This is a genomic window from Dyella sp. 01N448 (genome assembly GCF_056399225.1).
Map to the genome: position 1 here is coordinate 131,750 of NZ_JBFTQX010000006.1, position 26,237 is coordinate 157,986.

At 64.4% G+C, this 26,237-nt stretch carries 16 protein-coding genes; 9 read left to right on the top strand and 7 right to left on the bottom strand.

Annotated elements, in window-relative coordinates:
- The first annotated feature begins 124 nt into the window (after window positions 1-124).
- From AC1DKY_RS12605 to AC1DKY_RS12620, 4 genes are all read left to right on the top strand, one after another.
- Window positions 125-406 carry a hypothetical protein gene (locus AC1DKY_RS12605; RefSeq protein ID WP_441603667.1) on the top strand — a complete coding sequence of 94 codons (282 nt, stop codon included), beginning with the start codon at window positions 125-127 and terminating at the stop codon, window positions 404-406.
- Between the two features lie 338 nt (window positions 407-744).
- A complete protein-coding gene (locus tag AC1DKY_RS12610) occupies window positions 745-5,679 on the top strand; it encodes an NAD-glutamate dehydrogenase (RefSeq protein ID WP_441603668.1) in 4,935 nt (1,644 codons plus the stop codon).
- Between the two features lie 127 nt (window positions 5,680-5,806).
- On the top strand, window positions 5,807-6,568 hold the full coding sequence (locus AC1DKY_RS12615; protein ID WP_441603669.1) for an NAD kinase: 762 nt from the start codon (window positions 5,807-5,809) through the stop codon (window positions 6,566-6,568).
- Between the two features lie 122 nt (window positions 6,569-6,690).
- Window positions 6,691-7,620: a 5'-nucleotidase gene (locus AC1DKY_RS12620; protein ID WP_441603670.1), complete on the top strand. Its 930-nt coding sequence runs from the start codon at window positions 6,691-6,693 to the stop codon at window positions 7,618-7,620.
- Between the two features lie 148 nt (window positions 7,621-7,768).
- On the opposite strand, the gene AC1DKY_RS12625 is transcribed toward AC1DKY_RS12620, so the two are convergent.
- The 6 genes from AC1DKY_RS12625 to AC1DKY_RS12650 all read right to left on the bottom strand — a co-directional run bounded on the left by AC1DKY_RS12625 (window position 7,769) and on the right by AC1DKY_RS12650 (window position 19,549).
- The gene (locus AC1DKY_RS12625; RefSeq protein ID WP_441603671.1) at window positions 7,769-8,647 is read right to left on the bottom strand and encodes an aldo/keto reductase; all 879 of its coding nucleotides are present in this window, start codon (window positions 8,645-8,647) and stop codon (window positions 7,769-7,771) included.
- 608 nt (window positions 8,648-9,255) lie between these two features.
- Window positions 9,256-10,719, bottom strand: a complete 1,464-nt coding sequence (locus AC1DKY_RS12630; RefSeq protein ID WP_441603672.1) for an efflux transporter outer membrane subunit — start codon at window positions 10,717-10,719, stop codon at window positions 9,256-9,258.
- Window positions 10,716-14,009 carry an efflux RND transporter permease subunit gene (locus tag AC1DKY_RS12635; RefSeq protein WP_441603673.1) on the bottom strand — a complete coding sequence of 1,098 codons (3,294 nt, stop codon included), beginning with the start codon at window positions 14,007-14,009 and terminating at the stop codon, window positions 10,716-10,718. The genes AC1DKY_RS12630 and AC1DKY_RS12635 overlap by 4 nt, the downstream gene beginning before the upstream one ends.
- Window positions 14,006-17,116, bottom strand: coding sequence for an efflux RND transporter permease subunit (locus AC1DKY_RS12640; RefSeq protein WP_441603674.1), 3,111 nt, complete (start codon window positions 17,114-17,116; stop codon window positions 14,006-14,008). Before AC1DKY_RS12640 ends, AC1DKY_RS12635 begins: the two co-directional genes overlap by 4 nt.
- A 19-nt stretch (window positions 17,117-17,135) precedes the next feature.
- Window positions 17,136-18,299: an efflux RND transporter periplasmic adaptor subunit gene (locus AC1DKY_RS12645; protein ID WP_441603675.1), complete on the bottom strand. Its 1,164-nt coding sequence runs from the start codon at window positions 18,297-18,299 to the stop codon at window positions 17,136-17,138.
- A 374-nt stretch (window positions 18,300-18,673) separates the two neighbouring features.
- A complete protein-coding gene (locus AC1DKY_RS12650; RefSeq protein ID WP_441611392.1) occupies window positions 18,674-19,549 on the bottom strand; it encodes a DMT family transporter in 876 nt (291 codons plus the stop codon).
- 254 nt (window positions 19,550-19,803) lie between these two features.
- Here AC1DKY_RS12650 and AC1DKY_RS12655 point away from each other — a divergent pair, with 254 nt between their 5' ends.
- The 5 genes from AC1DKY_RS12655 (at window position 19,804) to AC1DKY_RS12675 (ending at window position 25,151) form a co-directional block, all read left to right on the top strand.
- The gene (locus AC1DKY_RS12655; RefSeq protein WP_441603677.1) at window positions 19,804-20,973 is read left to right on the top strand and encodes an acyl-CoA dehydrogenase family protein; all 1,170 of its coding nucleotides are present in this window, start codon (window positions 19,804-19,806) and stop codon (window positions 20,971-20,973) included.
- A 38-nt stretch (window positions 20,974-21,011) separates the two neighbouring features.
- On the top strand, window positions 21,012-21,551 hold the full coding sequence (locus AC1DKY_RS12660; RefSeq protein ID WP_441603678.1) for a GNAT family N-acetyltransferase: 540 nt from the start codon (window positions 21,012-21,014) through the stop codon (window positions 21,549-21,551).
- Entirely contained in the window at window positions 21,548-22,042 is a 495-nt protein-coding gene (locus AC1DKY_RS12665) for a nucleotidyltransferase family protein (protein ID WP_441603679.1), read from the top strand. The genes AC1DKY_RS12660 and AC1DKY_RS12665 overlap by 4 nt, the downstream gene beginning before the upstream one ends.
- Window positions 22,043-22,272: 230 nt before the next feature.
- Window positions 22,273-24,540: a thiamine pyrophosphate-dependent enzyme gene (locus AC1DKY_RS12670; RefSeq protein ID WP_441603680.1), complete on the top strand. Its 2,268-nt coding sequence runs from the start codon at window positions 22,273-22,275 to the stop codon at window positions 24,538-24,540.
- An 86-nt stretch (window positions 24,541-24,626) separates the two neighbouring features.
- Window positions 24,627-25,151 carry an Ivy family c-type lysozyme inhibitor gene (locus AC1DKY_RS12675; protein WP_441603681.1) on the top strand — a complete coding sequence of 175 codons (525 nt, stop codon included), beginning with the start codon at window positions 24,627-24,629 and terminating at the stop codon, window positions 25,149-25,151.
- A 160-nt stretch (window positions 25,152-25,311) separates the two neighbouring features.
- On the opposite strand, the gene AC1DKY_RS12680 is transcribed toward AC1DKY_RS12675, so the two are convergent.
- Complete coding sequence (locus AC1DKY_RS12680; RefSeq protein ID WP_477179985.1) at window positions 25,312-26,115, bottom strand: phosphatase PAP2 family protein; 804 nt, start codon at window positions 26,113-26,115, stop codon at window positions 25,312-25,314.
- Between the last annotated feature and the right edge of the window lie 122 nt (window positions 26,116-26,237).

Genomic DNA, 26,237 nt, shown 5'->3' on the forward strand with positions numbered 1-26,237 from the left:
CCGTCCGCTTTATGGTGCCTGCGGTGGCTTGCGAACGCCTGTGCCGATGGTCCGGTTGCAGCGGCAGCGCGCTTGCTTGCAACACGCTCCCACGCCAGCGAAAGCCGGGACCAGGGTTGCCGGCATGGCGGTCAGTCAGTCGATGATTTCATCTGCTGCGCTGCAACGTTTTGCATGCGTCGCTGTCGTGACATACGCAGCGGTATCGGTGGCCCGCGATGGACGGGAATCAGCGGCGCTGCAACGGCAACACGCGAGCGCAGCAAGTTTTTCGTCCGCGTACGCAAACGTTGCCGATGCACTGGGCTGTCACGCAAACGTCGCGAAGATTCCGATGCACAGCCATTGCTGCACGGGCGTCATGGCCTGCCGCAAGCTGAAGTGCATCTTTCGCAAAGGTGGATAAGGTATGGCGCGAGGCGTATTCTTTTGAGGCTTTTTGGAGCCTGTTCTCGATCTCCGCATGACCCGTGCCGGAATTTGTTTGCCCGCCAGACAAGGAAGAACGAGGGCGTGTATGTCGATACACAACCGAGTGATGACGATGGATGGTGGGCAAACAAATCCGGCCCGGAGGGTTGCTCACCTGCGCCCGCTAGCGAGTGCCGTGCGGCTGGACCTGACAGCCAGTCAGGCGCTGCGCCACACGGCACTCGCTAGCGGGCGCAGGTGAGCAACACGGGTTATGCGGAGATCGAGAACAGGCTCCCGGCCTCATTCCGTCTCCCCAACACAGTAGATGCCATGAACGCGATTCGTGCGGCTAGCAACAGCTCGTTCCCCAGTGTTGTTTTCGAAGAACTGAAGCAAAGCGGATTTCCTACCGGGCGCCTTGATGAGGCGCAATTTTTTATCAGCGCTTTCTTCGCGCGCATCGCCGACGGCGACCTCCAGCTCCATACCGCCCGCGAGTGGGCTGCCCTGATCGCCGACCTGCTCAGCTTCATGCAGCAGCGCCAGCCGGGCCGCGCCGCGGTGCGCGTGGTCAACCCGGCCACGGGCCACGCCGGTCGCAGCTACATCCAGGTCGTCACCGACGACATGCCGTTCCTGGTCGACACCGTCACCATGGTCGCGACCGAGCAGCTGCAGATCCACGCCGTGATCCATCCGGTGGTGGAAGTGGCACGCGATGCCTCCGGCAAGCTGCTTAAGATCGGCGCCCCCGACGGCCAGCCCGAATCGGTCATGCATTTCGAAGTGGACCGCGTGGCCGACGACGACGAGCTGGCCAAGCTCAAGGCCAAACTCGAAGGCGCGCTGGAAGACGTGCGCGTGGTCGTCGCCGACTGGAAGAAAATGCGCGACCAGGCGCTCGCCACCGCCGACGACCTGCCGTCGCGCCAGCTGCCGCTGGACGCCGCCGCCGTGAAGGAAGCCTCCGCCTTCCTGCGCTGGCTGGCCGACGACAACTTCACCTTCCTCGGCTACCGCGAATACGAAGTGACCGAAGCCGATGGCGAGGAAGTGCTGCGCGCCAATGAAAGCTCGGGCATGGGCATCCTGCACAAGAGCGAGCGCTCGCTGGCGCCGCGTTCGCTGCGTTCGCTGGTGGCCAGCGACCTGCCGCAGTCCGGTTCGACCGACGCCATCATCCTGACCAAGACCAATGCGCGATCGCACGCGCATCGTCCGGGTTACATGGATTACGTGGGCGTGCTCAAGTTCGACGCCAATGGCAAGCCGGTGGCCGAACAGCGCTTCCTCGGCCTGTTCTCGTCCAACGCTTATATGGCGCGTCCGCAGGATGTGCCGCTGGTACGCCAGAAGTTCGAATACGCGATGGAGCATTCCGGCCTCAAGCGCGATTCGCATTCGGGCAAGGCGCTGCGCCATATCCTGGAAACGCTGCCGCGCGACGAGCTGTTCCAGAGCAGCGACGAAGAGCTCTACACCACCGCCATGGGCACGCTGGAACTGCGCCAGCGCGCTCGCACGCGCCTGTTCGTGCGCCGCGACCGCTATGGCCGTTTCGTCACCTGCATCGTTTATGTGCCGCGTGACCGCTTCAACACCACGGTGCGCGAACGCATCGAAGCGCTGCTGAAGGATGCCATGCGCGGCGAAAGCCTCGATTCGTCCGTGCTGATGGGCGAAGCAGCGCTGGTGCGCCTGCATGTGGTGGTGCGTCCGAAGATCGGCGACCAGGTGCATTACGACGTGGCCGAGCTCGAGAAGGGCGTGGCGACCATCGTGCGCAACTGGCACGACGATGTGCGCGATGAACTCGTGCGCACCCTGGGCGACCACGACGGCGTGGTGTTGGCCAATCGCTACGCCAAGGCGCTGCCCGCCGGTTATGTGGAAGACGTCTCGCCGGCCACCGCCGCCGAAGACGTGCACCAGTTGTCGCTGCTCAAGGGCGACGACGCCGTGCGCATGTCGTTCTATCACCCGGCCTCGCGCCCGGAAGAACTGCGCTTCAAGATCTATCGCAGCGGCGGCGACATCGCGCTGTCCGAAGTGCTGCCGCAGTTGGAAAACCTGGGCCTGCGTGTGCTCACCGAGCACCTGTACGACATCCATGTCGGCGACAGCATGCTGTACATCCAGGACTTCGAAGTGCAGACCGCCGGCAGCCTCGCTTTCAGCGTGGAGCAGGTGGACCAGTTGTTCGAAGACGCCTTCGAGCAGATCTGGCGCGGCAACGCCGAGAACGACGGCTTCAACCGCCTGGTGCTTGGCGCCAAGCTGAGCTGGCGCCAGATCGCCATGCTGCGCGGCTACTGCAAGTACCTGCTGCAGACCGGCGTGGCGTTCTCGCAGAGCTATATGGAAGACGCGTTCAACCGCTATCCGGCGATTGCCGGCCTGCTGGTGGAGCTGTTCCTGGCCAAGTTCGATCCGCGCCGCGAGTCGCTGTCGACGGATGAGCTCAAGCGCGCCGGTGACCTGCTGCGCGGCGAAATGCAGGTGCTGATTCCCGAGCCGCTGCGCCAGGCACATCCGGCCCTCGTCGATGGCCTGGTGGCGGCGCTGTCCAAGCCGCGCGACGAGCAGCTGGCGGTGATCGAAGAGACCATCGGCACGCTGCTGGAAACGGTCTCCAGCCTCGACGACGACCGCATCCTGCGCAGCTTCGTGGCACTGATCCGCGGCACCCTGCGTACCAGCTTCTTCCAGCAGTGGAACGACCAGTACCGCAGCTACATCAGCTTCAAGTTCGACTCGCACCGCGTGCCGGATCTGCCCAAGCCGGTGCCGTACCGCGAAATCTTCGTCAGCGCACCGCGCGTGGAAGGCATCCACCTGCGCTTTGGTGCCGTGGCGCGCGGCGGCCTGCGCTGGTCGGATCGTCGCGAAGACTTCCGCACCGAAGTGCTGGGCCTGGTGAAGGCGCAGATGGTGAAGAACACCGTGATCGTGCCGGTGGGTTCGAAGGGCGGCTTCTTCGTCAAGCGTCCGCCGGTCAACGGCGACCGCGATGCGCAGCTGGCCGAGGGCATCGCGTGCTACCGCATGTTCATCAGCGGCCTGCTCGACATCACCGACAACCTGATCGAAGGCAAGGTGGTGCCGCCGCACGACGTGGTGCGCCATGACAACGACGATCCGTACCTGGTGGTGGCGGCCGACAAGGGCACGGCCACGTTCTCCGATATCGCCAACGCGATTTCGGTCGAGCACGGCTTCTGGCTGGGCGATGCGTTCGCTTCGGGCGGCTCCAACGGTTACGACCACAAGGGCATGGGCATCACCGCCAAGGGCGCGTGGGAGTCGGTCAAGCGCCACTTCCGTGCGCTGGGCCGTGACAGCCAGTCGCAGGACTTCACCTGCGCGGGCGTTGGTGACATGTCGGGCGACGTGTTCGGCAACGGCATGCTGCTGTCGCGCCACATCAAGCTGGTGGCGGCGTTCGATCATCGCCATGTGTTCCTCGATCCGAACCCGGATGTCGAGCGTTCCTTCGTCGAGCGCGAGCGCATGTTCAAACTGCCGCGTTCGAGCTGGGACGATTACAACAAGCAGCTCATTTCCGCGGGCGGCGGCGTGTACCCGCGCACGCTCAAGTCGATCCCGATTTCGCCGGAAGTGCGTGCGGTGCTCGGCCTCAAGCCGGACGTGACCCAGCTGGCGCCGAACGATCTGCTCAGCGCCATCCTCAAGGCGCCGGTGGACCTGCTGTGGAACGGCGGCATCGGTACCTATGTGAAGTCCAGTGCCGAAACGCATGCCGACGTGGGCGATCGCGCCAACAACGCGCTGCGCGTGAACGGCGTGGAGCTGCGCTGCAAGGTGGTGGGCGAGGGCGGCAACCTGGGCTTCACCCAGAAGGGCCGTATCGAAGCTGCCCAGCACGGCGTGCTGCTCAACACCGACTTCATCGACAACTCCGCCGGCGTGGACACCTCCGACCATGAGGTGAACATCAAGATCCTGCTCGGTGACGCCGTGCAGCGCGGCGAGCTGACCACCGAGCAGCGCAACACGCTGCTGGCCAGCATGACCGACGAAGTGGGCCAGCTGGTGCTATGGGACAACTACCGCCAGAACCAGGCCATCACCTTGATGGAGCACCAGTCGGTGCATCGCATCGGCTCGATGGCGCACTTCATCCGCCAGTTGGAATCGGAAGGCCTGCTCGATCGTCAGGTGGAAAACCTGCCGAGCGAAACCGAGCTGACCGAGCGCAAGGCGCGTGGCATCGGCATGACGCGTCCGGAGCTGTCGGTGCTGCTGTCCTACGACAAGATCAAGCTGTACCAGCAGCTGCTCGACTCGGACGTGCCGGAAGATGCATATCTCTCCAAGGAACTGGTGCGCTACTTCCCCGAGCCGCTGCACGGCAAGTACGCCGAGCACATGCAGCGCCATCGCCTGAAGCGCGACATCATCGCCACGGCCGTGACCAACTCCACCATCAACCGCATGGGCGCCACCTTCATGATGCGCATGCAGGAGGACACCGGTCAGGGTCCGGCAGCCATCGCCAAGGCGTACACGGCAGCGCGCGAGATTCTCGATGCGCGTGAACTGTGGGCACAGATCGAGGCGCTGGACGGCAAGGTGGCGGAGAACACCCAGATCGACGCGATTCTGCAGATCTGGTCGCTGCTGCGTCATACCACCCGCTGGCTGCTGAACCGTCCGGGCGGCACGCTGGACATCAACGCCAACGTGGAGCGCTACCAGACCGGCGTGACCGAGCTGCGCGCGGCCTTGCCGGGCGTGCTCACCGAGACGGGCAAGCAGGATTTCGCCACCAGCCAGGAAAAGTGGGACGGCCTGGGCATGCCGGGCGAACTCGCGCTGCGCATGGCCCGCCTGCCGGAGCTGCGCGCCATGCTCGACATCGTCGAGGTGGCCCAGCAGGGCAGCCAGCCCATCGCCAAGGTGGCCGGCGTGTTCTACGAGCTGGGCCAGGCGCTGGACCTGGAGTGGCTGCGCAGCCAGATCGAAGCGTTGCCGGTGGAAGGTGCATGGCACGCGCAGGCACGCGGTTCGCTGCTGGACGAGCTCAACCACCAGCACCGCGCGCTGGCCCTGCAGGTGCTGTCGATGACCGGCAGCGCCAAGGATGTCTCGCCGGTGCAGGCGTGGCTGCAGCGTGACGACGCCACGCTCAAGTACACGCGCAACATGCTGGCGGAAATCCTCACCGAGAAGGCGGACTACCCGATCGCCTCGGTGGCGGTCCGCCGCCTGGCTCAGCTGGCGCAGGTGCCGGTGAACCAGTAACGCCCGCACGGCGTCTCACGGCGCCGACGCGGTGAAGGTCAACGAAGGGCGCAAACCGGCGACGGTCTTGCGCCCTTCGTCCATCTACGCTCAACTGGCGTCCTCGCCCTGACCGTTGCCCGACCCTATGCGCTTCGCCTTCGTCGCCAGCGAAACCAATGTCGCCCAGCAGGCCCGGCGCAAACTCATCGACCGCTATGGCGATGCGGTGCCGGAGCAGTCGGATGTGATCGTGGCGCTGGGCGGCGACGGCTTCATGCTGCGCACGCTGCACGCCTATCGCGCGCTGCCGGCCCCGGTATATGGCATGAAACTGGGGCGCGTCGGTTTCCTGATGAACAAGCACCGCATCGACGAGCTTGAAGAGCGCATTTCACGCGCGCATGCCGCAGTGCTCTATCCCTTGGAAATGCGCACGGTCGACATCAACGGCGATGTGCATCACGCGCTGGCGTTCAACGAAGTGTCCCTGCTGCGCCAGAGCAATCAGGCGGCGCATCTGGAAGTGAAGCTCAACGACACCGTGAAGCTGCCCAACCTGGTCTGCGACGGCGTACTGGTGTCGACGCCGGCCGGTTCCACGGCCTACAACCTCTCCGCGCACGGGCCGATCTTGCCGCTGGATGCCAACGTGCTCGCGCTGACCCCGATCAGCCCGTTCCGCCCGCGTCGCTGGCGCGGCGCGATCCTGCCGCATCGCACCCTGGTCACCATGCGGGTGCTCGATCCCGGCAAGCGCCCGGTCAGCGCCACCGCCGATTATCACGAGGTGCGCGACATCCGCGAGGTGGAGATCCGCCAGTCGGCGGGGCAGGGTGTGCGCTTGTTGTTCGATCCGGAGCACAATCTGGAACAGCGTATTCTTGATGAGCAGTTCGCGCCGGATTGAGGTTCTTGGGATCGCGGAGTGGGTGGTTGGCGCGCGTTTGTGTCCGTGCGTAACCCACGGGTTTTAGCGCCTCCGCGCCCCATCCCCCATCCCATCACGTGACCGCGTGATAGATTTCCCTCATGACCCGCCCCACACCCGACGCCCACGATCCCAAGGCCGCCAGCGACAATCGTCTCGTGGTCGCCATTTCCTCGCGTGCCTTGTTTGACCTGGGCGACAGTCACGAGCTGTTCGAGCACCAGGGGCTGGATGCTTATCGCGCGTTCCAGATCGAACACGAAAACGAACTGCTGCAGCCCGGCGTGGCGTTTCCGCTGGTGCAGAAACTGCTGGGCTTGAACAAGCTGGCGGGCGATGTGCCGCCGGTCGAGGTGATCCTGTTGTCGCGCAACTCCGGCGACACCGGCCTGCGTATATTCAATGCGATCCAGCATTACGGGCTGGAGATCAGCCGCGCCGCGTTCACCAGCGGCGCGCCCACCTCCGATTACATCGCCCCGTTCAAGGCCGACCTGTTCCTTTCCGCCAATGCCGAAGACGTGGGTCGCGCGCTCGCCGCTGGCGTGGCCGCCGCCACCATCCTGCCGTCGACCGCGCCGCCGCGTGCCACCGAGCAATTGCGTATCGCCTTCGACGGTGATGCGGTGATCTTCGGCGATGAAGGCGAGCGGGTATCGCGTGAGGAAGGGCTCGAAGCGTTCCATCGCAGTGAGCACAAGCTTGCCAACGAGCCGCTCTCGGTTGGGCCGTTCCGCGGTTTCCTTACTGCCGTGCACCGCCTTCAGGCAGCGTTTCCGGCCGAGGATTCACCCATTCGCACTGCACTGGTCACTGCGAGATCTGCACCGGCGCATAAGCGGGTGATCCTGACCCTGCGCCGTTGGGGCGTGCGTATCGATGAAGCGCTGTTTCTCGGGGGGCGCGACAAGGGGCCGTTCCTCGATGCGTTCGGCGCCGATATCTTCTTCGATGATTCACCGGCGAACGTGGAGTCCGCGCGCAAGCACGTGGCGACGGGGCATGTGCCGCATGGCGTAAGCAACCGCTAAGCGCCAACCTGACGACACCTTGTGGGAGCGCACCCTGTGCGCGACAGGCCCCTCACCGTGCATAGTCGCCGCTCAGTTGAGCGGCCCATCATGTAGGTTGCGGTGTCGCAGTCGCGCACAGGGTGCGCTCCCACAGTTTTGGCTGCTGTCAGGGTACCGAATGCCCCTTGCTGGCCGTCCAAATCGCATACCAATCTTCAGCATCCAGCTTCACATCCAGCGACGCCACCGCCTCGCGCAGACCATCGATACGACCGGTACCGGTGATGACGTGCGGACGCGACGGATGACGCAGCGACCAGGCGAAGGCCAGCGTGGTGAGCGTGATGCCACAGCGATCCGCGATCGCGGACATCTCGGCACGAACGCGCACGGCTTGTTCATCCTCGCCGGTAAACAACCTCCCGCCACCTAGCGGCGACCAGATCATCGGCCGCAGGCCCAGCTGCTGCGCCTGATCGAGCGTGCCGTCGTCAAGCGCATCCATTTGCAGCGGCGACAGTTCGACCTGGTTGGTGAGCAACGGGTGATGCTGATGCAGCAGGGCGAACTGGCTGGTCGTGTGGTTGGACACGCCCCAGTGCGCCACCTTGCCTTCGCGCGTGAGCGTGTCGAACGTCTGTGCCAGCGCCGCGGCATCCATCAGATAGTCGGGGCGATGGATCAGCACCAGGTCCAGTTGTTCGGTGTGCAGCTTTCGCAGTGATTGTTCGACCTGCTGGCGCACGTAGTGGGCGGAGCTGTCGTAGTAGTTGATGCGGTACGGGAGTTGCGCGGAGCGAAGGCGGATGCCGCACTTGGTGATCAGCTGCATGCGTTCGCGCAGTGACGGCGCTGTTTTGAGCGCTTCGCCGAATTGCGTTTCTGCCTGGTAGTCGCCGTAGATGTCGGCGTGGTCGAACGAGGTAATGCCCAGCTCCAGCGCTTGTTCGATCCAGCGCACGCGCTCTTGCACGGTGAGTTGCCAGCTGGTGATGCGCCAGAGGCCGGCGATGATGGGGGAGAGGGGGAGGTTGGGGGTTGGCATGGGTAATGGTTGGGGTGGTTGAGGGAGCAGTGTGACAAGGTTAGGGGGATTGTCGCCAGCTTCAGATCTTTTGGTTTGTTTGCAGTGTGCGCGCAGCGTTACTGGGCTGGTTGTTTCGCTTTCATGAGCTTGCCTGCCGCGGGCTTCCGACCTCCTGCCGGAGGCCGGGTCACTTTCTCTTGCTTGCCCAAGAGAAAGTAACCAAAGAGAAGGGCCCCCCGGATGGCGCGCCTTCCGGGCTGCGCCCTCCAGGTGCGCGGTCGAAAAACTGGCCGCATCCATGCGGCCACCCTGCGGGCTTTCCTCCACCCGTCCGCCGCGTCATACGGGGACCCCAAGAGCCAAAGGCCTAGAGCCAGAGCCGTGCGCTTAGAGTTGCGGTGACCTTGTAGGAGCGCACTTGTGCGCGACCATCCGACGGAGAGGTACACCCCAGCGCTGCGGTCGCGCACAAGTGCGCTCCTACAAGGGGACGCAGGTCATGGGTGTGGATAACGGTTTTGGTCGGCTTTTATTGTGGGAGCGCACCCTGTGCGCGACAAACCTACGGAGCGATACGCCCGGGCGTGGCGGTCGCGCACAGGGTGCGCTCCTACAACGGCTGGTCTCTATTGCGCCGCAGACGCTGTCGCCGCTACCGGCGCATGCGCCAATTCATCCGCCGACCAGCCACCACCCACATCGCCCATCAATGACACGGCATCCAGCAGCCTCTGCTGCTGCACACTCAAGGCATCCTGCTTGGTGCTCAGCTCGGTCGTCTGCGCCAGAGCGGCCGTCGTGTAATCCACCGTGCCGGCCTGGTATTCGTTGAATGCGATCTGCGATCCACGAGTGGCATCTTTGACCGCAGCGTCGAGCACCTGCGCTTGTTGGGCGAGGATGTTGATGCCTGAGAGATCGTCTTCAACGTTCTGGAAAGCGCCCAGCACGGTGCCACGATAGTTGGCGACAGCGGCTTCGTAGTTCGCGCGGGCAGCAGCGACTTCGCCGTGGCGTGCGCCAGCGTCGAAGATCGTTTCGCTCGCGTCGGCGCCCAGCGACCACACATGATTGGCCACATGCAGCAGGCCAGCGAGCGGGGACTGCGAGAAACCATCCGCGGCAGAGAGTGACAGCGACGGATAGTAGGCGGCGATCGCCACGCCAATGGCGGCATTCTGCGCAGCCATCTGACGCTCGGCTATCGCGATATCAGGGCGGCGCTGCAGCAGCGTGGAAGGTACGCCGGCGGGGACCTGGGGCAGGGTGGGGAGGGTGGCGTTGTGGGGAACGTCGAGCTCCTCGGGGTTCTTGCCCACCAGCACGGCGATGGCATGCACGTCTTGCGCACGCGCCACGCCCAGCGCGATCAGTTTGGATTGCGCGTTCTCCAGCTGCGTGCGCGCCGTGATGACATCCGAGGGCGCGATGGTGCCGGCCTTGTCCTGGTTGGCCACGACGCGCAGGTATTCCTTGTCCGCGTCGACGGTCTGCTGTAGCAGGTCGATGTTGGCGTCGGAGACGCGCAAGTTGATCACCGCCGTGGCAAGCGCGATTTGTTCGGACAAGGTGGCGTTGGCGAGAGTCGCTTGGCTCGCCAGTGCGGTGGCCTTGTTCTCCTCCACCGTACGGCGAACCTTGCCCCACAGATCCGGCGCCCAGCTCACATTGCCCTCCAGTGAACCGGAGGTGCTCACTGGAGTCAGGTGTTCGACGCCGCTGCCGGCGTTACCGGCGGCCGAGCGCTGCTTGCTGCCCGAGCCGGTGATGCCGATGGTGGGGAATAGCGCGCTGCGCGCCACCTGCACTTCGGCGACGGCGGCCTGATAGTTGGCGTAGCTCTGCGCCACGGTCTGGTTGGACACGGCCACCTGCGGTTCCAGCTCGTCGAGCAGCGGGTCGTTGAAGGCCTTCCACCAGTCGCCCTTGGGTGCGTCGTCGGCGGGCGTGGCAGAGGTCCAGCCGGGCATCTCTTTGTACTGGGTCGGTACGTTGACCTGCGGGCGGTGGTAGTCGGGACCCACCATGCAGCCGCCGAGCAGCGTCGCCAGCGAAACGGCCAGTAGATGGCGGGAAAAGATCTTGTTCATGCTTTTGCGTCCGATCGGTTCCACGGCAGGCTCTCGGACCAACGCGCCAGGCGTGCGCGCAGGCGGTCGAGGTATAAGTAGATCACTGGCGTGGTGTACAAGGTGAACACCTGGCTGAATATCAGGCCGCCCATCACCGTGATGCCCAGCGGCTGGCGCAGCGACGCGCCCTGGCCGATGCCGATCGCCAGCGGTACGGCGCCCAGCACGGCTGCCGCCGTAGTCATCATGATGGGGCGCAGTCGCACCACGGCGGCGTCGTGGATCGCCTTGCGCGGCTCCAGACCTTCGTCGCGCTGCAGGTGGATGGCCACGTCGATCATCATGATTGCGTTCTTCTTCACGATGCCGATCAGCAGGATGATGCCGATCATCGCGATCACCGAGAACGGCGTGCCGAAGATCAGCAAGGCCAGCGTCGCGCCGATGCCTGCCGAGGGCAGGGTGGAAAGAATCGTGATGGGATGCACCGTATTCTCGTACAGGATGCCGAGCACGATGTAGACGGCTGCGAGTGCCGCGAGGATCAGCAACGGCATGGTGCCCATGGACTGTGCGTAGACTTGAGCCGCACCTGCCGTCGCGCCATGGATGGAAGCCGGCATGCCCAACTCCTGCGCCGCTTCATTGATGGCGGCCAGGCCGTCGCTGAGCGAGCCGCCCGGCGGCAGGTTGAACGAGATGGTGCCGGCGACCAGGCCGCCCTGGTGATTCACCTGGGTGGCCGTGTGGTTGCTCACATATGACGCCAGCGCGGGGAAGGGCACCAGGGTTTCCGCCGAGGTGCTGTCCGCACTGCCGCTGGAGCTTCCGCCCTTGGCGTTGGCGATGGCATTGGTGAGCTGGTTGGCCTCGGCGTCGCTGTTGCGCGAGTTGGTGCTGGATGTCGTCGTGCTCGTGGTGCTGGCGGCGACGCCGCTCACGATGGATTTGGACATCTGCGTCTGCTGCGTACCCGATGCATTGCCCGCGGCGGTACTGAAGCGGATGCGATTGATGGTCTGCGGGTATTGCCAGTACTTGGGCGCCACTTCCATCACCACGAAGTACTGGTTCAGTTCGTTGTAGATGGTCGAGACGGTGCGCTGGCCGAAGGCGTCGTAGAGCACGCTGTCGATCTGGTTGGGCGCGAAGCCGTAGCGCGCCGAGGTGGCGCGGTCGATGTTCACATACAGCTGCAAGCCGTTCTGCTGCAGGTCCGAATTCACGTCGGTGATGCGGTCGTGGTACTTGCCCAGCGCCGTCACCAGGCGCGGCACCCAGGTGAACAAGGCCTCCGGATCGTCGCTGGTCAGCGTGTACTGATATTCGGAGGCCGATTGCCGGCCGCCGATGCGCAGATCCTGCGCCGCCTGCAGGAACAGCTTGGCGCCCGACACCGCGTTGAGTTTGGGACGCAGGCGATCCACCACCTGCGCGGCGGAAATCTTGCGCTCGGCCAGCGGCTTCAATTCGATGAATACATTGGCCGTGTTCAGCGCACGACCGCCGGTGAAGCCGGCCACCGAGGCCACCGCCGGATCCTTTTGCACGATGGCCTGCAACTGCGCGAGCTTCTTCTGCATCGCCTGGAAGGAGATGCTCTGGTCGGCAATGATCTGCCCGTTGAGGATGCCGTTGTCCTGCTCGGGAAAGAAGGTCGACGGTACCAGCCGGATCAGCACCACGTTGAGCACGATCAGGCCGATCAGGGTGAGCATCACCGCGAACGCATGATCGAGCACCACCGCGAGCGAGCGCGCATACGCCTGCCGGAAGCGCTCGAACTGCCGCTCGTACCACACGGCCCAGCGCGCCTTGGAATGCAGCGACTTGCGGCTGATCACAAAGGCCGCCATCGCCGGCGTCACCGTGAGCGAGATCACCAGCGAAAACAGGATGGCGATGGACAGCGTCACGGCGAACTCGTGGAACAGCAGGCCCACGATGCCCGGCATCAGCAGGATCGGCAGGAACACCGCGATCAGCGAAAGGCTCATCGAAATCACGGTGAAGCTCACCTCCGCGCTGCCGACCATCGCGGCCTCGCGTACGTCCATGCCCGCTTCGACATGGCGCACGATGTTTTCCAGCACCACCACCGCATCGTCCACCACGAAGCCGGTGCCGATGGTCAAGGCCATCAGCGAGAGGTTGTCGATGCTGTAACCCAGCAGGTACATCGGCCCGAAGGTGCCGACGATGGACAGCGGCAAGGCCACCGCCGGCACCAGCACGGCGCGCGGCGATTGCAGGAAGATATAGACCACGCCGATCACCAGCAGCACGGCCATGAACAGCGTGCGCTCGGTGTCGTTGACTGCCGCGTTGACCGACTGCGAGCGATCCACCGCCACGCCCACATGCACGTTGTGCGGCAAGGTGGCTTCGATCGACGGCAGCGCCTTGCGGATCTGCGCCACCGTCTTGACGATATTGCTGCCCGGCAACGGGTACACGATCACCAGCACGGCGTCCTGGCCGTTGTAGAGGCCGGCGTTGCGCAGGTTTTCCGCTGAATCGAGCACCTGCGCCACGTCGCGCAACTGCACCGGCGAACCATTGCGATAGGCGACGATCAGATCGCGATACGGCGCGGCTTTGTTGATCTGGTCGTTGGACAGCACTTCGAAGCGTTGGCCGGTCTGGTCGATATGACCCTTCACGCTGTCTGCGTTCGCCGCGCTGATTGCGGCGCGAACATCCTCCAGCCCGATGCCGTAACTATTGAGCTGGTCCGGTTCCAGTTCCACACGCACTGAGGGCAGCGCACTGCCGCCCAGGGTGATCTGGCCCACGCCATCGACCTGCGAGAGCTGCTGCTGGATCACCGAATCGGCCGAGTCGTACAGCTGCGCGCGGGTCAGCGTTTTTGACGTGAGCGCGAGCACCATGATCGGCGAGTCGGCCGGATTGAACTCGCGGTAGGTCGGGTTGTTGCGCAGCGTCGTCGGCAGGTCGGCGCGAGCCGCCTGGATCGCCGCCTGCACGTCGCGCGCCGCGCCGTTGATATCACGGTTGAGGCCGAACTGGATGACGATCTGCGCCGAGCCGACGGTGCTGGTGGAGGTCAGCTCGGAAACGTCGGCAATCGTGCCCAGTCGACGCTCCAGTGGCTCGGCCACGGTCGCAGCCATGATGCTGGGACTGGCGCCCGCCATGCTCGCCTGCACCACCACCACGGGGAAGGTGATGTTCGGCAGCGGCGCCACCGGCAGGTGGAAATACGCGAGCATGCCCGACAGCAGGATCGCCACGGCCAGCAGCGTGGTCGCCACCGGCCGCTTGATGAAGACGCCAGGGATGTTCACGCGCCTTCCCCAGCCGCCTCTTCAGGCAGGCGCTGGCGGCGGAAACGCTGGGCCAGCCGGTCGAAGTAGAGGTAGATCACCGGCGTGGTGAACAGCGTCAGCAACTGGCTGAGCAGCAAGCCACCGATGATGGCCAGGCCCAGCGGACGACGCAGCTCCGAACCCGTGCCCGAACCCAGCAACATCGGCAAGGCGCCCAGCATCGCCGCCAGCGTGGTCATCAGGATGGGACGGAAGCGCAGCAGGGACGCCTCGAAGATCGCTTCCTCCGCGGGCTTGCCGTGTTCGCGTTCGGCTTCGAGCGCAAAGTCCACGATCATGATCGCGTTCTTCTTCACGATGCCGATCAGCAACACGATGCCGATGATGCCAATCACATCCAGATCGCTGCCGGCAATCATCAACGCGACCAGCGCGCCGATGCCGGCCGAGGGCAGGGTGGAGAGAATCGTCACCGGATGGATGAAGCTCTCGTACAGCACGCCCAGCACGATATAGACGGCGATCAGGGCGGCGATGAGCAGGTAGACCTCGCTGGACAGCGAATCCTGGAACGCCTGCGCCGCGCCCTGGAAGGTGGACGTGATCGACGTCGGCAGATGCACCGCTGCCTCTGCCGCGTTCACTTCCTTCACAGCCTTGCTCAGCGAGGCGTCCTTGGCCAGGTTGAACGACACGGTGACGGCCGGGAACTGGGAGAGATGGCTGATCACCAGCGGCGACTTGGTGATCTTGATGGTGGCGATGCCCTTGAGCGGCACCTGGCCGCTGCTCGCCGTCTGGCTGGGCAGATACAGATCACCCAGCGATTCCACCGTAGGAATGCTTTCCGGCTTGGCCACCAGGATCACGCGGTATTGGCTGGCCTGTTCGAAGATGGTGGAAACAATGCGTTGGCCCAACGCATCGTAAAGCGCGTTGTCGATGGTGGCGGCAGTGATGCCGTAGCGCGCCGCCAGCTGGCGGTTCACTTCGACATTGACGGCCAGACCATCGTTGTTGAGATCGCTGGTGACGTCGGTGATCGACTTGATGTTCTTCAGTCGCGTGATCAGCTCAGGTACGTATTGCTGGAAGGCCTGCTGGTTGGGCCCGCGCAGTACGAACTGGTACTGGTTTGGCGAGATGGTGGTGTCGAGCGTGAGGTCCTGCTCGGGCTGCATGTACAGCTTGATGCCCGGGATGTTGGTCACTTCCTGCTGGATGCGACGCGAAATTTCCGCAGCGGTGGACGAGCGGTCGTCGCGCGGCTTGAGGTTGATCAGGAAGCGGCCGTTGTTGAGCGTGGTATTGGTGCCGTCGATGCCCACGTACGAGGTGAGGCTGGCTACGTCCTCGTCTTTGAGAATGGCATCGGCCAGCTGTTTCTGGCGATCCACCATCACTCCATAGGAAACGGAGTTGTCCGCGACGCTGATGCCTTGCAGCACACCCACGTCCTGCACCGGGAACAGGCCCTTGGGGATGACGATGTAAAGCACGATCGTGAGCGCGAGCGTGGCGAAGAACGTCAGCAGCGTCGCCATCTGATGCGCCATCACGAAGTGCAGGCCGCGCTTGTACGCCGCCAGCGTCTTGTCGAACAAGCCTTCGCTGATGCGTTCGAAGCGGCTGGGATGACGATCGGCCTGCGCCTTGAGAATGCGCGCGCACAGCATCGGCACCAGGGTCAGCGACACCACCGCCGACAGCACGATCGTCACCGCCAGCGTCACCGCGAACTCGCTGAACAAGCGGCCGATCACGCCGCCCATGAACAGCAGCGGGATCAGCACGGCAATCAACGACACCGTCAGCGAGAGGATGGTGAAGCCGATCTGGCCGGCGCCTTCGAGCGCGGCTTCCAGCGGCGTCTTGCCTTCCTCCAGGTAGCGCACGATGTTCTCGATCATCACGATCGAGTCGTCCACCACGAAGCCGGTGGCGATGATCAAGGCCATCAGCGACAGGTTGTCGATGGAATAGTTGAGCTCGTACATCAGCGCCAGCGTGCCGACCAGCGAGACTGGCACCGATATGCTGGGAATGATGGTGGCCGGCAGGTTGCGCAGGAACACGAAGATCACCAGCACGACCAGGATCACCGCGAGGATCAGTTCGAACGCGGCGTCATTGACCGAGGAGCGGATCACGCCGGTGCTGTCCGTAACCACTTCGACCTTCATGCCCGCGGGCAGGGTGGACTCCAGCTGCGGCAGCTGCTTCATGATCTGGTTGACGGTGGCGATCACGTTGGCGCCGGGCTGGCGTTGCACGTTGAGCACAATTGCCTGGGTCTTGTTGAACCACGCGCCTTGCTCGGTGTTCTGCGCGGCCTGCGTGACGCGGGCCACATCGCGCAGATAAACCGGCGACGAGTTCTGGTACGAAATGACGGTGTCCAGATAATCCTGCGGATTCTGGATCTGATCGTTGCCGTTGATCGTGTAGTCGAGATCGGGGCCGTCGAAGTTGCCCTTGGGCTGGCTCACGTTGACGTTGGCGATCAGCGAGCGCAGGTCATCGATATTGAGGCCGTAGCCAGCCAGCTTCTTGGGATCGGCCTCGATGCGGATGGCCGGCACGTTGCCGCCCGCCGGCGTCACCAGGCCAACGCCGGGCACCTGCGAGATCTTTGCGCCCAGGCGATTGTTCGCCACGTCCTGCAACTGGGGCAGCGACATGGAATTGGAGGTGACGGCCAGCGTGAGGATTGGGCGATCCGCCGGATTCACCTTGGCGTACGTGGGCGGTGCCGGCAGGCCGGAGGGCAGCAAGCTGTTCGCTGCGTTGATCGCCTCCTGCACATTCTGTTCGGCCACGTCGAGATTGAGCGACAGGTCGAACTGCAGCGTGATGATCGACGCACCCGCCGAACTATTGGAGGTCATCTGCTGCAGGCCGGGAATTTCACCCAGCTGCACTTCCAGCGGCGCCGTCACCGTGGTGGCCATCACCGATGGGCTGGCGCCTGGATAAAACGTCTGCACCTGGATCGTCGGATAGTCGACGTTGGGCAGGGATGACACCGGCAGGAACTTCATCGCCACGAGGCCGACCATCACGAGGGCGATCATCAGCAGCGAGGTGGCTACCGGCCTGATGATAAACAGGCGGGAAATATTCATCGGTTCTTGCGCCCGCGACTCACGACGACGCGCTGGCGGCGTGCGCGCGCTTGCCAGTGTGCGTGGCGGCAGGCGCGCCTGCGCTGCTGGCGCCGGCCGGATGCGGCTGCGCGATGCGGATCTTCGCGCCGTCGCTCAGGCGGTCCATGCCGTCGGTCACCACCTGCTGGCCGGCGGTGAGGCCAGCAAGGATGGCGGTGGATTTGCCGTCGCTGGGGCCGGGCGTCACCTTGTGCACGGATACCGTCTGGTCCGCATTGACCAGATACACATAGTCGCCGGGCGCGCCGCTCTGCACCGCCGAGGTGGGCACCAGCACCGCCTTCTGCAGTGTGTCGACCAGCATCTGCACGTTGACGAATTCGTTGGGGAACAACGCTTCGTCGTCATTGGCGAAGGTGGCGCGCAGCGTGACCGTACCGGTGCTGGTGGCCATCTGGTTGCTCAGCGCGTACAGCGTGCCGGTGGCGACCTGCTTGCTGTTGTCGCTGCTATAGGCGGTGACCGGCAGCTTGGCGCCGCCGTTCACGCGTTGCAGTACTTTGCCCAGCGAATTCTGCGGCACGGTGAATTGCACCGTGGTCGGCTTCATCTGCGTGATGGTGACGATGCCGGGCGAGGTGGACTGCGTCACGTAGTTGCCCGGATCAACCAGGCGCAAACCCACACGGCCGGCTACCGGCGCAGTGATATGGCAATAGGCGATGTCCAGATCGTCCTGCGCGATGGCGGCCTTGTCCGCTTTCACGGCCGCTTCGTTCTGCGCCACCGTGAACTTCTGGTCGGCATAGGTCTGTTCGGCGATCGACTTCTGCTCATGCAACTGGGTGAAGCGGACCAGGTCAGCGCGTGCCTGATCGAGCGTCGCCTGATCCTTGGCCAGCTGCGCTTGCGCTTGCTGCTTGTTGATCTCGTACTGGCGCTGGTCGATCTGCGCGAGGAACTGGCCTTTCTCGACGTCCTGGCCTTCCTGGTAGCCCACGCCCGTCAGGTAGCCGCTCAGTTGCGGCAGCACGTTGACCGTTGCCACCGGCGTGACCGTGCCCAGCGCGGTGAGCACTTCGGGCATATCGCCAAGCGTGGCGGTGGCGGCACTCACCACTTGGGGTGGCTGCCCAGTTTTGGTTTTTTGCCCGGAGAGGATATGGACCACGATCAGCACGAGCAGGATCACGATGATCACGGCCGCGATCAGTACGCCACGCTTCCTACGAGGGTGCCCGGACGTTTGGGCAGTGTCGGCACTCATCGACCATCTCCCAGCAACTCAAGTATGCAATTCACAAGACCAACCATTCGTATCGTTGTTCGCGAGCACGATGCGGCGACGATGTTGCGCCGTGACGTCGTGTTGACTGACTTCTAACGATCCGTGGTCCATGTGGTTGACCCGGGCAGGGGCGCGCGCGGCCATGACTTTGCCCGCAAAGCGCGTGGGCGCGGGGCTGACATGCAATGGAAAAAGTGATGGCACAAGCGTTGTCACGGACGAGTGATGCCTCGCGGCAAGACGCAGGTCCTTAGCTGCTTGATTAAGAAATATTCATCTAAGGTCGATCAGACCATGCGCGTGCGCTTCCACCAGTTCGTGACCTTTTCCTCGCGCACCAGCGTGAAGAGTCCCGAACCAAGAATGAGCGCGATGCCGATCAGCATGAACCAATCCAGGTGATCGCCGAACAGCCAGTAGCCGAAGAAAATCGCCCACAGCATCTGGCTGTATTGGGTGGGTGCGATGCGATTGGCGGGCGCGTGATGGGTGGCGAGCATCAGCAACACGCCGGCAAGCCCGGCGAGCAGACCGTAACCGGCCAGCAACCACCACTGATGCAGATCCGGCCAGATGAAACTTGGCAGCATCAACACGCCGCCGCTCACCAGCGGACCCATCACGCCGGCGCCGTAAAGGCTGATGCGTTTTTCATGCGGACCGGCCATGCGCAATGCGACCACCGACACCGCACCGGAAAGACCACAGGTCATCGCCGCCAGGTGCCCCACGCCGAGCTCGCGAAAACCCGGCCGCAGCACCACCAGCACGCCGAGGAAGCCTACGATCACCGCCGACCAGCGTCGCCAGCCCACGTGTTCCTTCAAGAAAATCACCGACAGCAGCGTCACGAAGATCGGCAACAAGAAAATCAGCGCAAACGCTTCGGCCATCGGCAAGGCGGTGAAGGCGATCACGGCGGAGATATTGCAGATGGCGCCGGTGATCGCGCGGATCCACCACAGGTGCGGCTTGCGTGCGGTGAACACGTCGAGATAGCGATCGCCGGGGTTACGGATGAAGGGCAGGGCGCTGAGCATCAGCACCGCGCCGAAGAACACCGCTTCATAGGCCGGCAACGTGCCGTGCAGCGATTTGACGAACGCATCGCTGATCGCATAGGCGGCGTAGCAGGCAAAGCCGAGTAACACACCTTTCAACATGGACGATCCGGCGGGGAAGCGGAATGTCGGCCGTCATGCCCCGGCCAGGCCGGCCGCAGGCGGTACCGCGGTGATCCGGGCTCGACGTCGGGCTAGACGGCGCGTGCGTCCCAGCCGGGGCTGGGACGCGGGAATGCGCATGGTCCCACAGCCCGTCACGCACGCCTACCCCGGGCCTGCTGCACCCCGCCATGATTCATCCCGTGGGCCGGGCTAGAATGGGGGATTGTCCCCTACGTCACGGAACTTCAAGCATGCCCGCTCGCCTGAATCCCCTCGATCTCTATGACGTCCGCTCCCTGCTTTCCGATGAGGAGCGCATGGTGCAGGACACCGTCGGCCGTTTCGTCGACGAGCGCGTCTTGCCGATCATCGGGGACTGCTTCGACCAGGCCCGTTTCCCCAAGGAACTGGTGCCTGAAATCGCCAGCCTGGGCCTGCTCGGCGCCACGCTGCCGGAGAAATACGGCTGCGCCGGCATGAACGGCGTGAGCTACGGCCTGATCTGCCAGGAGCTGGAGCGCGGCGATTCGGGCCTGCGCAGCTTCGCCTCGGTGCAGAGCTCGCTGTGCATGTACCCGATCTACGCCTACGGCACCGAAGAGCAGAAAATGCACTACCTGCCGAAGATGGCGGCGGGCGAAATCATCGGCTGCTTCGGCCTGACCGAACCGCACGGCGGCTCGGACCCGGCCAATATGAAGACCAACGCCAGGAAGGACGGCGGCGACTGGGTCATCAATGGCGCCAAGATGTGGATCACCAACGGCAACGTCGCGCACATCGCCATCGTGTGGGCGCAGACCGAGGACGGCATCCAGGGCTTCATCGTGCCGACCGACAGCAAGGGTTTCGCCGCGCAGGAAGTGCACAAGAAGATGAGCCTGCGTGCGTCGGTGACGTCGGGCCTGTTCTTCGACAACGTGCGCGTGCCCGAGGCCAACCGCCTGCCGAACGTGAAGGGCCTGAAGGGTCCGCTGGGCTGCCTCACGCAGGCGCGCTACGGCATCACCTGGGGCCCGATCGGTGCGGCCCAGGCCTGCCTGCAGGAAGTGCTGAACTACACCCAGGACCGCATCCTGTTCGGTCGCCCGCTGGCCTCCAACCAGGCGATCCAGATCAAGCTGGCCGAGATGGCCCGTCGCATCACCATGGCGCAGCTGCTGTCGCTGCAGCTCGGCCGCCTGAAGGACGCCGGCAATATGCAGCCGACCCAGGTGTCGATGGCCAAGTGGAACAACTGCCGCATGGCCATCGATATCGCGCGCGAATGCCGCGACATCCTCGGCGGCGCGGGCATCACCACCGAACACGTGGCCATTCGCCATGCGTTGAACCTGGAATCGGTGATCACCTATGAGGGCACCGAGACGGTGCATCAGCTGGTGGTGGGCCGTGAGTTGACGGGGATCAACGCGTTCTGAGGTTGCCCGTTGATCGCCACGACGTTGGGATTTTCGGCATGAGCTGGCAAACCACCCGCATCGAAACCGAACGCCTCCTCCTGCGCCCGCCGCAGGCGGAGGATTTCGACGCCTGGGCCGCCAACCTGGCCAACGCCGAATCCGCGCGTTTCATCGGCGGCCTGCAGTCGCGCGCCGTCGCGTGGCGCGGCTTCCTCACCATGGTGGGTGCATGGGCGGTGCAGGGCTTCGGCATGTTCTCGGTGATCGAGAAAAGCAGCGGCCAGTGGATCGGCCGCATGGGCCCCTGGTTTCCCGAAGGCTGGCCCGGTCGCGAAGTCGGCTGGGGCCTCGCGCGCCACGCCTGGGGCAAGGGCTACGCCGTCGAAGGCGCGACCGCCTGCATGAACTTTGCCTTCGATCGGCTGGGCTGGGATGAAGTGATCCACAGCATCGATCCGGCCAACGAATCGTCCAAGGCCCTGGCCAAAAAACTCGGCTCCGCACTGCGTGGGCCCGGTCGGCTGCCCGAACCGTTCGAGCATATCCCCATCGAAATCTGGGGACAGACCCGCGAGCAATGGCGGCAACGCGCATGAGCCACGTCACTCCCGCGCTCTACGCCACCCTGGCCGAGATCGTGCCGGAGCTGCACGTGCATTGCGTGGAGCCGTGGTGCGTGATCGGCAGTGCTGCGGCCTTGCTTGCCGGTGCGGATGTCGGCGTGGCCGATGTGGATCTGCTGGTGTCGCGCGCTGATGCGGATACTTTGATGACGCTGTGGGCTGAGCGACGTGAATCGGTCTACGAACCGGCAGGCGCCGAACGTTTCCGTTCGCATTTCGCACGCTTTCAGTTTCCTGGGCTGCCCGTCGAGGTGATGGGCGGGCTGGAGCTCAATCAGGGCGATGGCTGGAGGCCGGTGGAGGCCGGACGGTTGACCCTGGTGGGCCTCAATGGTCTCGCGGTGCCGGTGCCTTCGCTCGACGATCAGATTCGCATACTTGAAAGCTTCGGACGTGAGAAGGACGCACAACGTGCGAAAGCGCTGCGCGCTCTAGCTTCCTCTCCCCTGCGGGGAGAGGACTGAGGTGAGGGGCGGGTGCTCGCGATGACGCTGCTACGAAGCCTGCTTCGAACAGGCCATGCCGCGACCGTGGCCCCTCACCCCAGCCCTCTCTCCCAAGAGGGGACTACCTTCGGGTCGCCCGCAGGGGAGAGGGAGCAAAGGCGCAGCCCGCTCGCGCTGCTTCGCTTCGAATTGACACACCAAATTTCAGCCGTCCAAACGGCCACTCGTTGACGAGACCTCAAGCCACCATGACTGCCATCCCCTACACCCTCACGGCCCGCCATAAAGGCTTCAACCGCGCCGAGATCGTCGACCAGAATTTCATCGAGTTCGTGCAGCTCTGGCAGGGCGATGTGCATGCGCCGCTGGGCGGCCACTCGCCGGTGTTGCCGGGTAGCGCGCTCAACGGCCAGGGCTTTCGCGAGCTGCTCGAATCGCAGCTGATCAGTCGACATCTCGATTTGATGGCGCGCGTGCTGCGCGTGCAGAACAAGGTGTTCTACACCATCGGCTCCAGCGGCCACGAAGGCAATGCGATGGTGGCGCGCCTCACGCGGCATACCGATCCGGCCTTCCTGCATTACCGTTCCGGCGGCTTCATGGCCGAGCGCTTCCGCAAGCTGCCGGGCATGGATCCGGTGATGGATTCAGCGCTGTCGTTCGCCGCCAGCATGGAAGATCCCGCTTCCGGTGGCCGCCACAAGGTCTGGGGCAGCAAGCCGTTGTGGGTATTGCCGCAGACCTCCACCATCGCCTCGCACTTGCCCAAGGCACTGGGGACGGCCGTGGCCATCGAGCAGGCGCGCCGCATCGGCCACAAGCTGCCGATTCCGGAGGACAGCATCGCCGTCTGCTCGTTCGGCGATGCCTCGTCCAACCACGCCACCGCGCAGACTGCATTCAACGCCGCGGCATGGACGGCCTACCAGAAGCTGCCGGCGCCCGTTCTCTATGTGTGCGAAGACAACGGCATCGGCATCTCGGTGAAGACGCCCAACGGCTGGGTCGCGAACAACTTCCGTCATCGCGCCGATCTCGATTATTTCTACGCCGACGGCCTGGACCTGGCCGAAGGCTATGCCCAGGTGCAGGAGGCGGTGGAACACTGCCGCACCACGCGCCGACCGACCTTCCTGCATCTGCGCACCACGCGCGTGATGGGCCATGCCGGCACCGATTTCGAAATCGAGTGGCGCAGCGTGGAAGAGTTGTTTGCCGTCGAAGCCTCCGATCCGCTGCTGCGCTCGGCGGAGATCGCGCTCTCGTCGGGTCTGTACACCAAGGAGTCGCTGCTCGCGCTGTACGAAGCCACGCGCAAGCGTTGCTTCGAGGCGGCCGAAGATGCCGACCGCCGCCCGCGCCTGAGCACGCTGGAGCAGGTGATGAAGCCGCTCGCGCCGTACACGCCGGCGGCCGTGAAGGCCGAAGCGGAGCGCACGGACTATCAGGAGCGTCGCCTTGCCGCCTTCGGCAGCGAAGAGAAGCTGCCGGAGAATCAGCCGCCGCGTCATCTGGCCATCCAGATCGGCCAGGCGCTGCACGACATCATGGCCAAGTATCCCGAGTCGCTGCTGTTCGGCGAAGACGTGGCGCAGAAGGGCGGCGTCTACACCGTCACCAAGGGCTTGAACAAAACCTTCAAGGGCAGCCGCGTGTTCAACACGCTGTTGGACGAGACCATCATCCTCGGTCTCGCGCAGGGCTATGCCAACATGGGCATGCTGCCGCTGCCGGAAATCCAGTATCTGGCCTATTTCCACAACGCATGCGACCAGATCCGCGGCGAGGCGGCCTCGCTGCAGTTCTTCTCCAACGACCAGTTCCGCAATGCGATGGTGATGCGCGTGGCGAGCCTGGGTTACCAGAAGGGCTTTGGCGGGCATTTCCACAACGACAACTCGATCGCCGCGCTGCGCGATATTCCCGGCCTGGTGGTCGGCTGCCCGAGCCGCGGCGACGACGCGGCAACGATGCTGCGCACGATGACGGCGCTGGCCAAGGTCGACGGCCGCGTGTGTGCGTTCCTCGAGCCGATCGCGCTGTATATGACCAAGGATTTGTACGAGGCGGGCGATGGCCAGTGGCAATTCGGCTATCCCGCGCCGGGCGAGGCCATGACGCTGGGCGAAGGCCGCGTCTACGGCCAGGACGCCAACGACCTGGTGGTGTTCACCTTTGGCAATGGCGTGACGATGGCCTTGCGCGCCGCCCGCACGATCGAAGCGGAGCTGGGCTGGAAGGTGCGCGTGGTGGACCTGCGCTGGCTGGCGCCTCTCAACGACGCCTTCATCGCGGCGCAGGCAAAGTCCGCCAAACGGATCATCGTGCTGGACGAAGGTCGCAAGAGTGCTGGCGTGGGCGAGGGCATCATCACCGCCATCGCCGAAGGCGGTTGCGGTGGCACGCCGCTGGAGCGCGTGGTAGGTGCCGACACCTATACGCCGCTGGCTGGCGCTGCCTTGCTGGTGTTGCCCGGCGATGCCGATGTGGTCGCCGCGGCGCGCAAGCTGGGCTGAGCTGTGGCATGGTGGCGCCGGGTTGCCGGCGCCACGTCGTCTCCATCGCGACGGGCGCGAGTGCACGGCCACGCGAGGAGGCGTTCATGGATTACCGCTACGTAGTGATGCTGGGTTTCGTGCTTGCCAGCGCCGCCTGTTCGCAGCAGCCGGAAGACAAGACGGCCGCCGCCGCAACGCCGGCCACGGTCGCTGCCGCAGCGCCCGCGCTCGCCACGAGCGCGAGCAATCCCAGCGGCCTGACCTATCTTTACGACCTGATGCAGCGCCCGGATTTCTCCACGGCATTCGCCGCGCTGTACGGCGGCGACCAATTGCCTGCCTGGACCAGCCAGGGCGGCGTCGCGACACCGGCGCAGCAGGTCATCGTCCATGGCCACACGCAACTGCTCGCCACCGCCTGCAAGCCGCATGACTGCCCGGCCGAACGCATTTTGATTCTCTACGACGAGAACACGCACGCGATGTCCGGGTTGTTTGCGCGTCGCAAGGCCAATGCGTTGAACGATGCGGACAGCAATGATCCGGCCAATGACGATTTGCTGTGGCTGGGGTCGCCGGATGAGGCGTCGAAAGAGTTGCTGCGGCGGAAGCTTTATTCGCCGAATTGAGGGCAGCCCTCGCGTTCCGTTTCCCCTGTGTGGGAGCGCACCCTGTGCGCGACTGGTTATCGCGATGAGGTCGAWGTCTTRGGTAGAACTGAGGCAGTCGCGCACAGGGTGCGCTCCCACAAGGGCGRAACTGWGGTGCTCTCGCGCACAGGSTKCGCTCCTACAACGACGATSGCGGGTTCCGCGCGCCCCGCAACCTCCACCACTCCGCACCCCCAATACRCACCACCAACCACGCCATYCCRCTGACATACCCRGCCATCACATCGCTGAAGTAATGCACTTGCAGCACGATGCGACTGAGGCCGATCACGCTGATCATCGCTACCGCGCCGGCCACCACCCAGCGATGCCAGCGATGCGGCAGCAGGCGCAGCAGCACATAGGCGAGCATGCCGTAGAACACCATCGCGCCAAACGCGTGGCCGCTGGGAAAACTCCAGCCGTGTTCCACCAGGTAGCCATGGTTGTGCAGCGGACGCGGTCGCTCGAACCATGCCTTCAGGCCGCTGTTGATCGGCACCACGCCGGCCATGGCGAGCGTCCAGCAAGCGGCAAGCCGCAGCTGCCGCTTGAACAACAACACGCCAAGGACCACCACCGTGATGGCCGCCACCGTGCCGAGATCGCCCAGGTGGGACACGGCCGCCACCAGTCGCAGCGCGCCGGGCTGCACGGCGCTGCGCAGGTCTTCGGCCAGCGTCTCGTCGAAGGTCGGCAGCCAGCGCGTGGCTTCCTCCTTGAGCGCGATGGCGATGGCCGCAAACAACAGGCACATCGTCACCAGCAGCAGAAACGCCGTGAAGCCGCGCAATGCCACGGGCTCACGGCCGGCGGCCAAGGTCTTTACCCCGTGATGGCGATTCCATTGCCATGCCAGATCGCCGGCCAGCAAGGCCGCTACCAGCAACACCGCCCACAGCGGCAGGGCGTGCTTGGCGATCCATTCAATCCAGTCGTTCATGCGCAGTCCTCGATGCAACGTTGCATGATCCGGGGCGCGAGCCTCCGCGTCGAGATGGTCGCCAGCATGACTTTCAGTGCTGGATCAGCAAGGCCTTTGCCGCGATAGTGTTGCCCTTTGCC

Coding starts and splice junctions, on each gene's coding strand:
- AC1DKY_RS12605 (WP_441603667.1), top strand. CDS start 125: ATGGCGGTCAGTCAGTCGATGATTTCATCTGCTGCGCTGCAACGTTTT.
- AC1DKY_RS12610 (WP_441603668.1), top strand. CDS start 745: ATGAACGCGATTCGTGCGGCTAGCAACAGCTCGTTCCCCAGTGTTGTT.
- AC1DKY_RS12615 (WP_441603669.1), top strand. CDS start 5,807: ATGCGCTTCGCCTTCGTCGCCAGCGAAACCAATGTCGCCCAGCAGGCC.
- AC1DKY_RS12620 (WP_441603670.1), top strand. CDS start 6,691: ATGACCCGCCCCACACCCGACGCCCACGATCCCAAGGCCGCCAGCGAC.
- AC1DKY_RS12625 (WP_441603671.1), bottom strand. CDS start 8,647: ATGCCAACCCCCAACCTCCCCCTCTCCCCCATCATCGCCGGCCTCTGG.
- AC1DKY_RS12630 (WP_441603672.1), bottom strand. CDS start 10,719: ATGAACAAGATCTTTTCCCGCCATCTACTGGCCGTTTCGCTGGCGACG.
- AC1DKY_RS12640 (WP_441603674.1), bottom strand. CDS start 17,116: ATGAATATTTCCCGCCTGTTTATCATCAGGCCGGTAGCCACCTCGCTG.
- AC1DKY_RS12650 (WP_441611392.1), bottom strand. CDS start 19,549: ATGTTGAAAGGTGTGTTACTCGGCTTTGCCTGCTACGCCGCCTATGCG.
- AC1DKY_RS12655 (WP_441603677.1), top strand. CDS start 19,804: ATGCCCGCTCGCCTGAATCCCCTCGATCTCTATGACGTCCGCTCCCTG.
- AC1DKY_RS12660 (WP_441603678.1), top strand. CDS start 21,012: ATGAGCTGGCAAACCACCCGCATCGAAACCGAACGCCTCCTCCTGCGC.
- AC1DKY_RS12665 (WP_441603679.1), top strand. CDS start 21,548: ATGAGCCACGTCACTCCCGCGCTCTACGCCACCCTGGCCGAGATCGTG.
- AC1DKY_RS12670 (WP_441603680.1), top strand. CDS start 22,273: ATGACTGCCATCCCCTACACCCTCACGGCCCGCCATAAAGGCTTCAAC.
- AC1DKY_RS12675 (WP_441603681.1), top strand. CDS start 24,627: ATGGATTACCGCTACGTAGTGATGCTGGGTTTCGTGCTTGCCAGCGCC.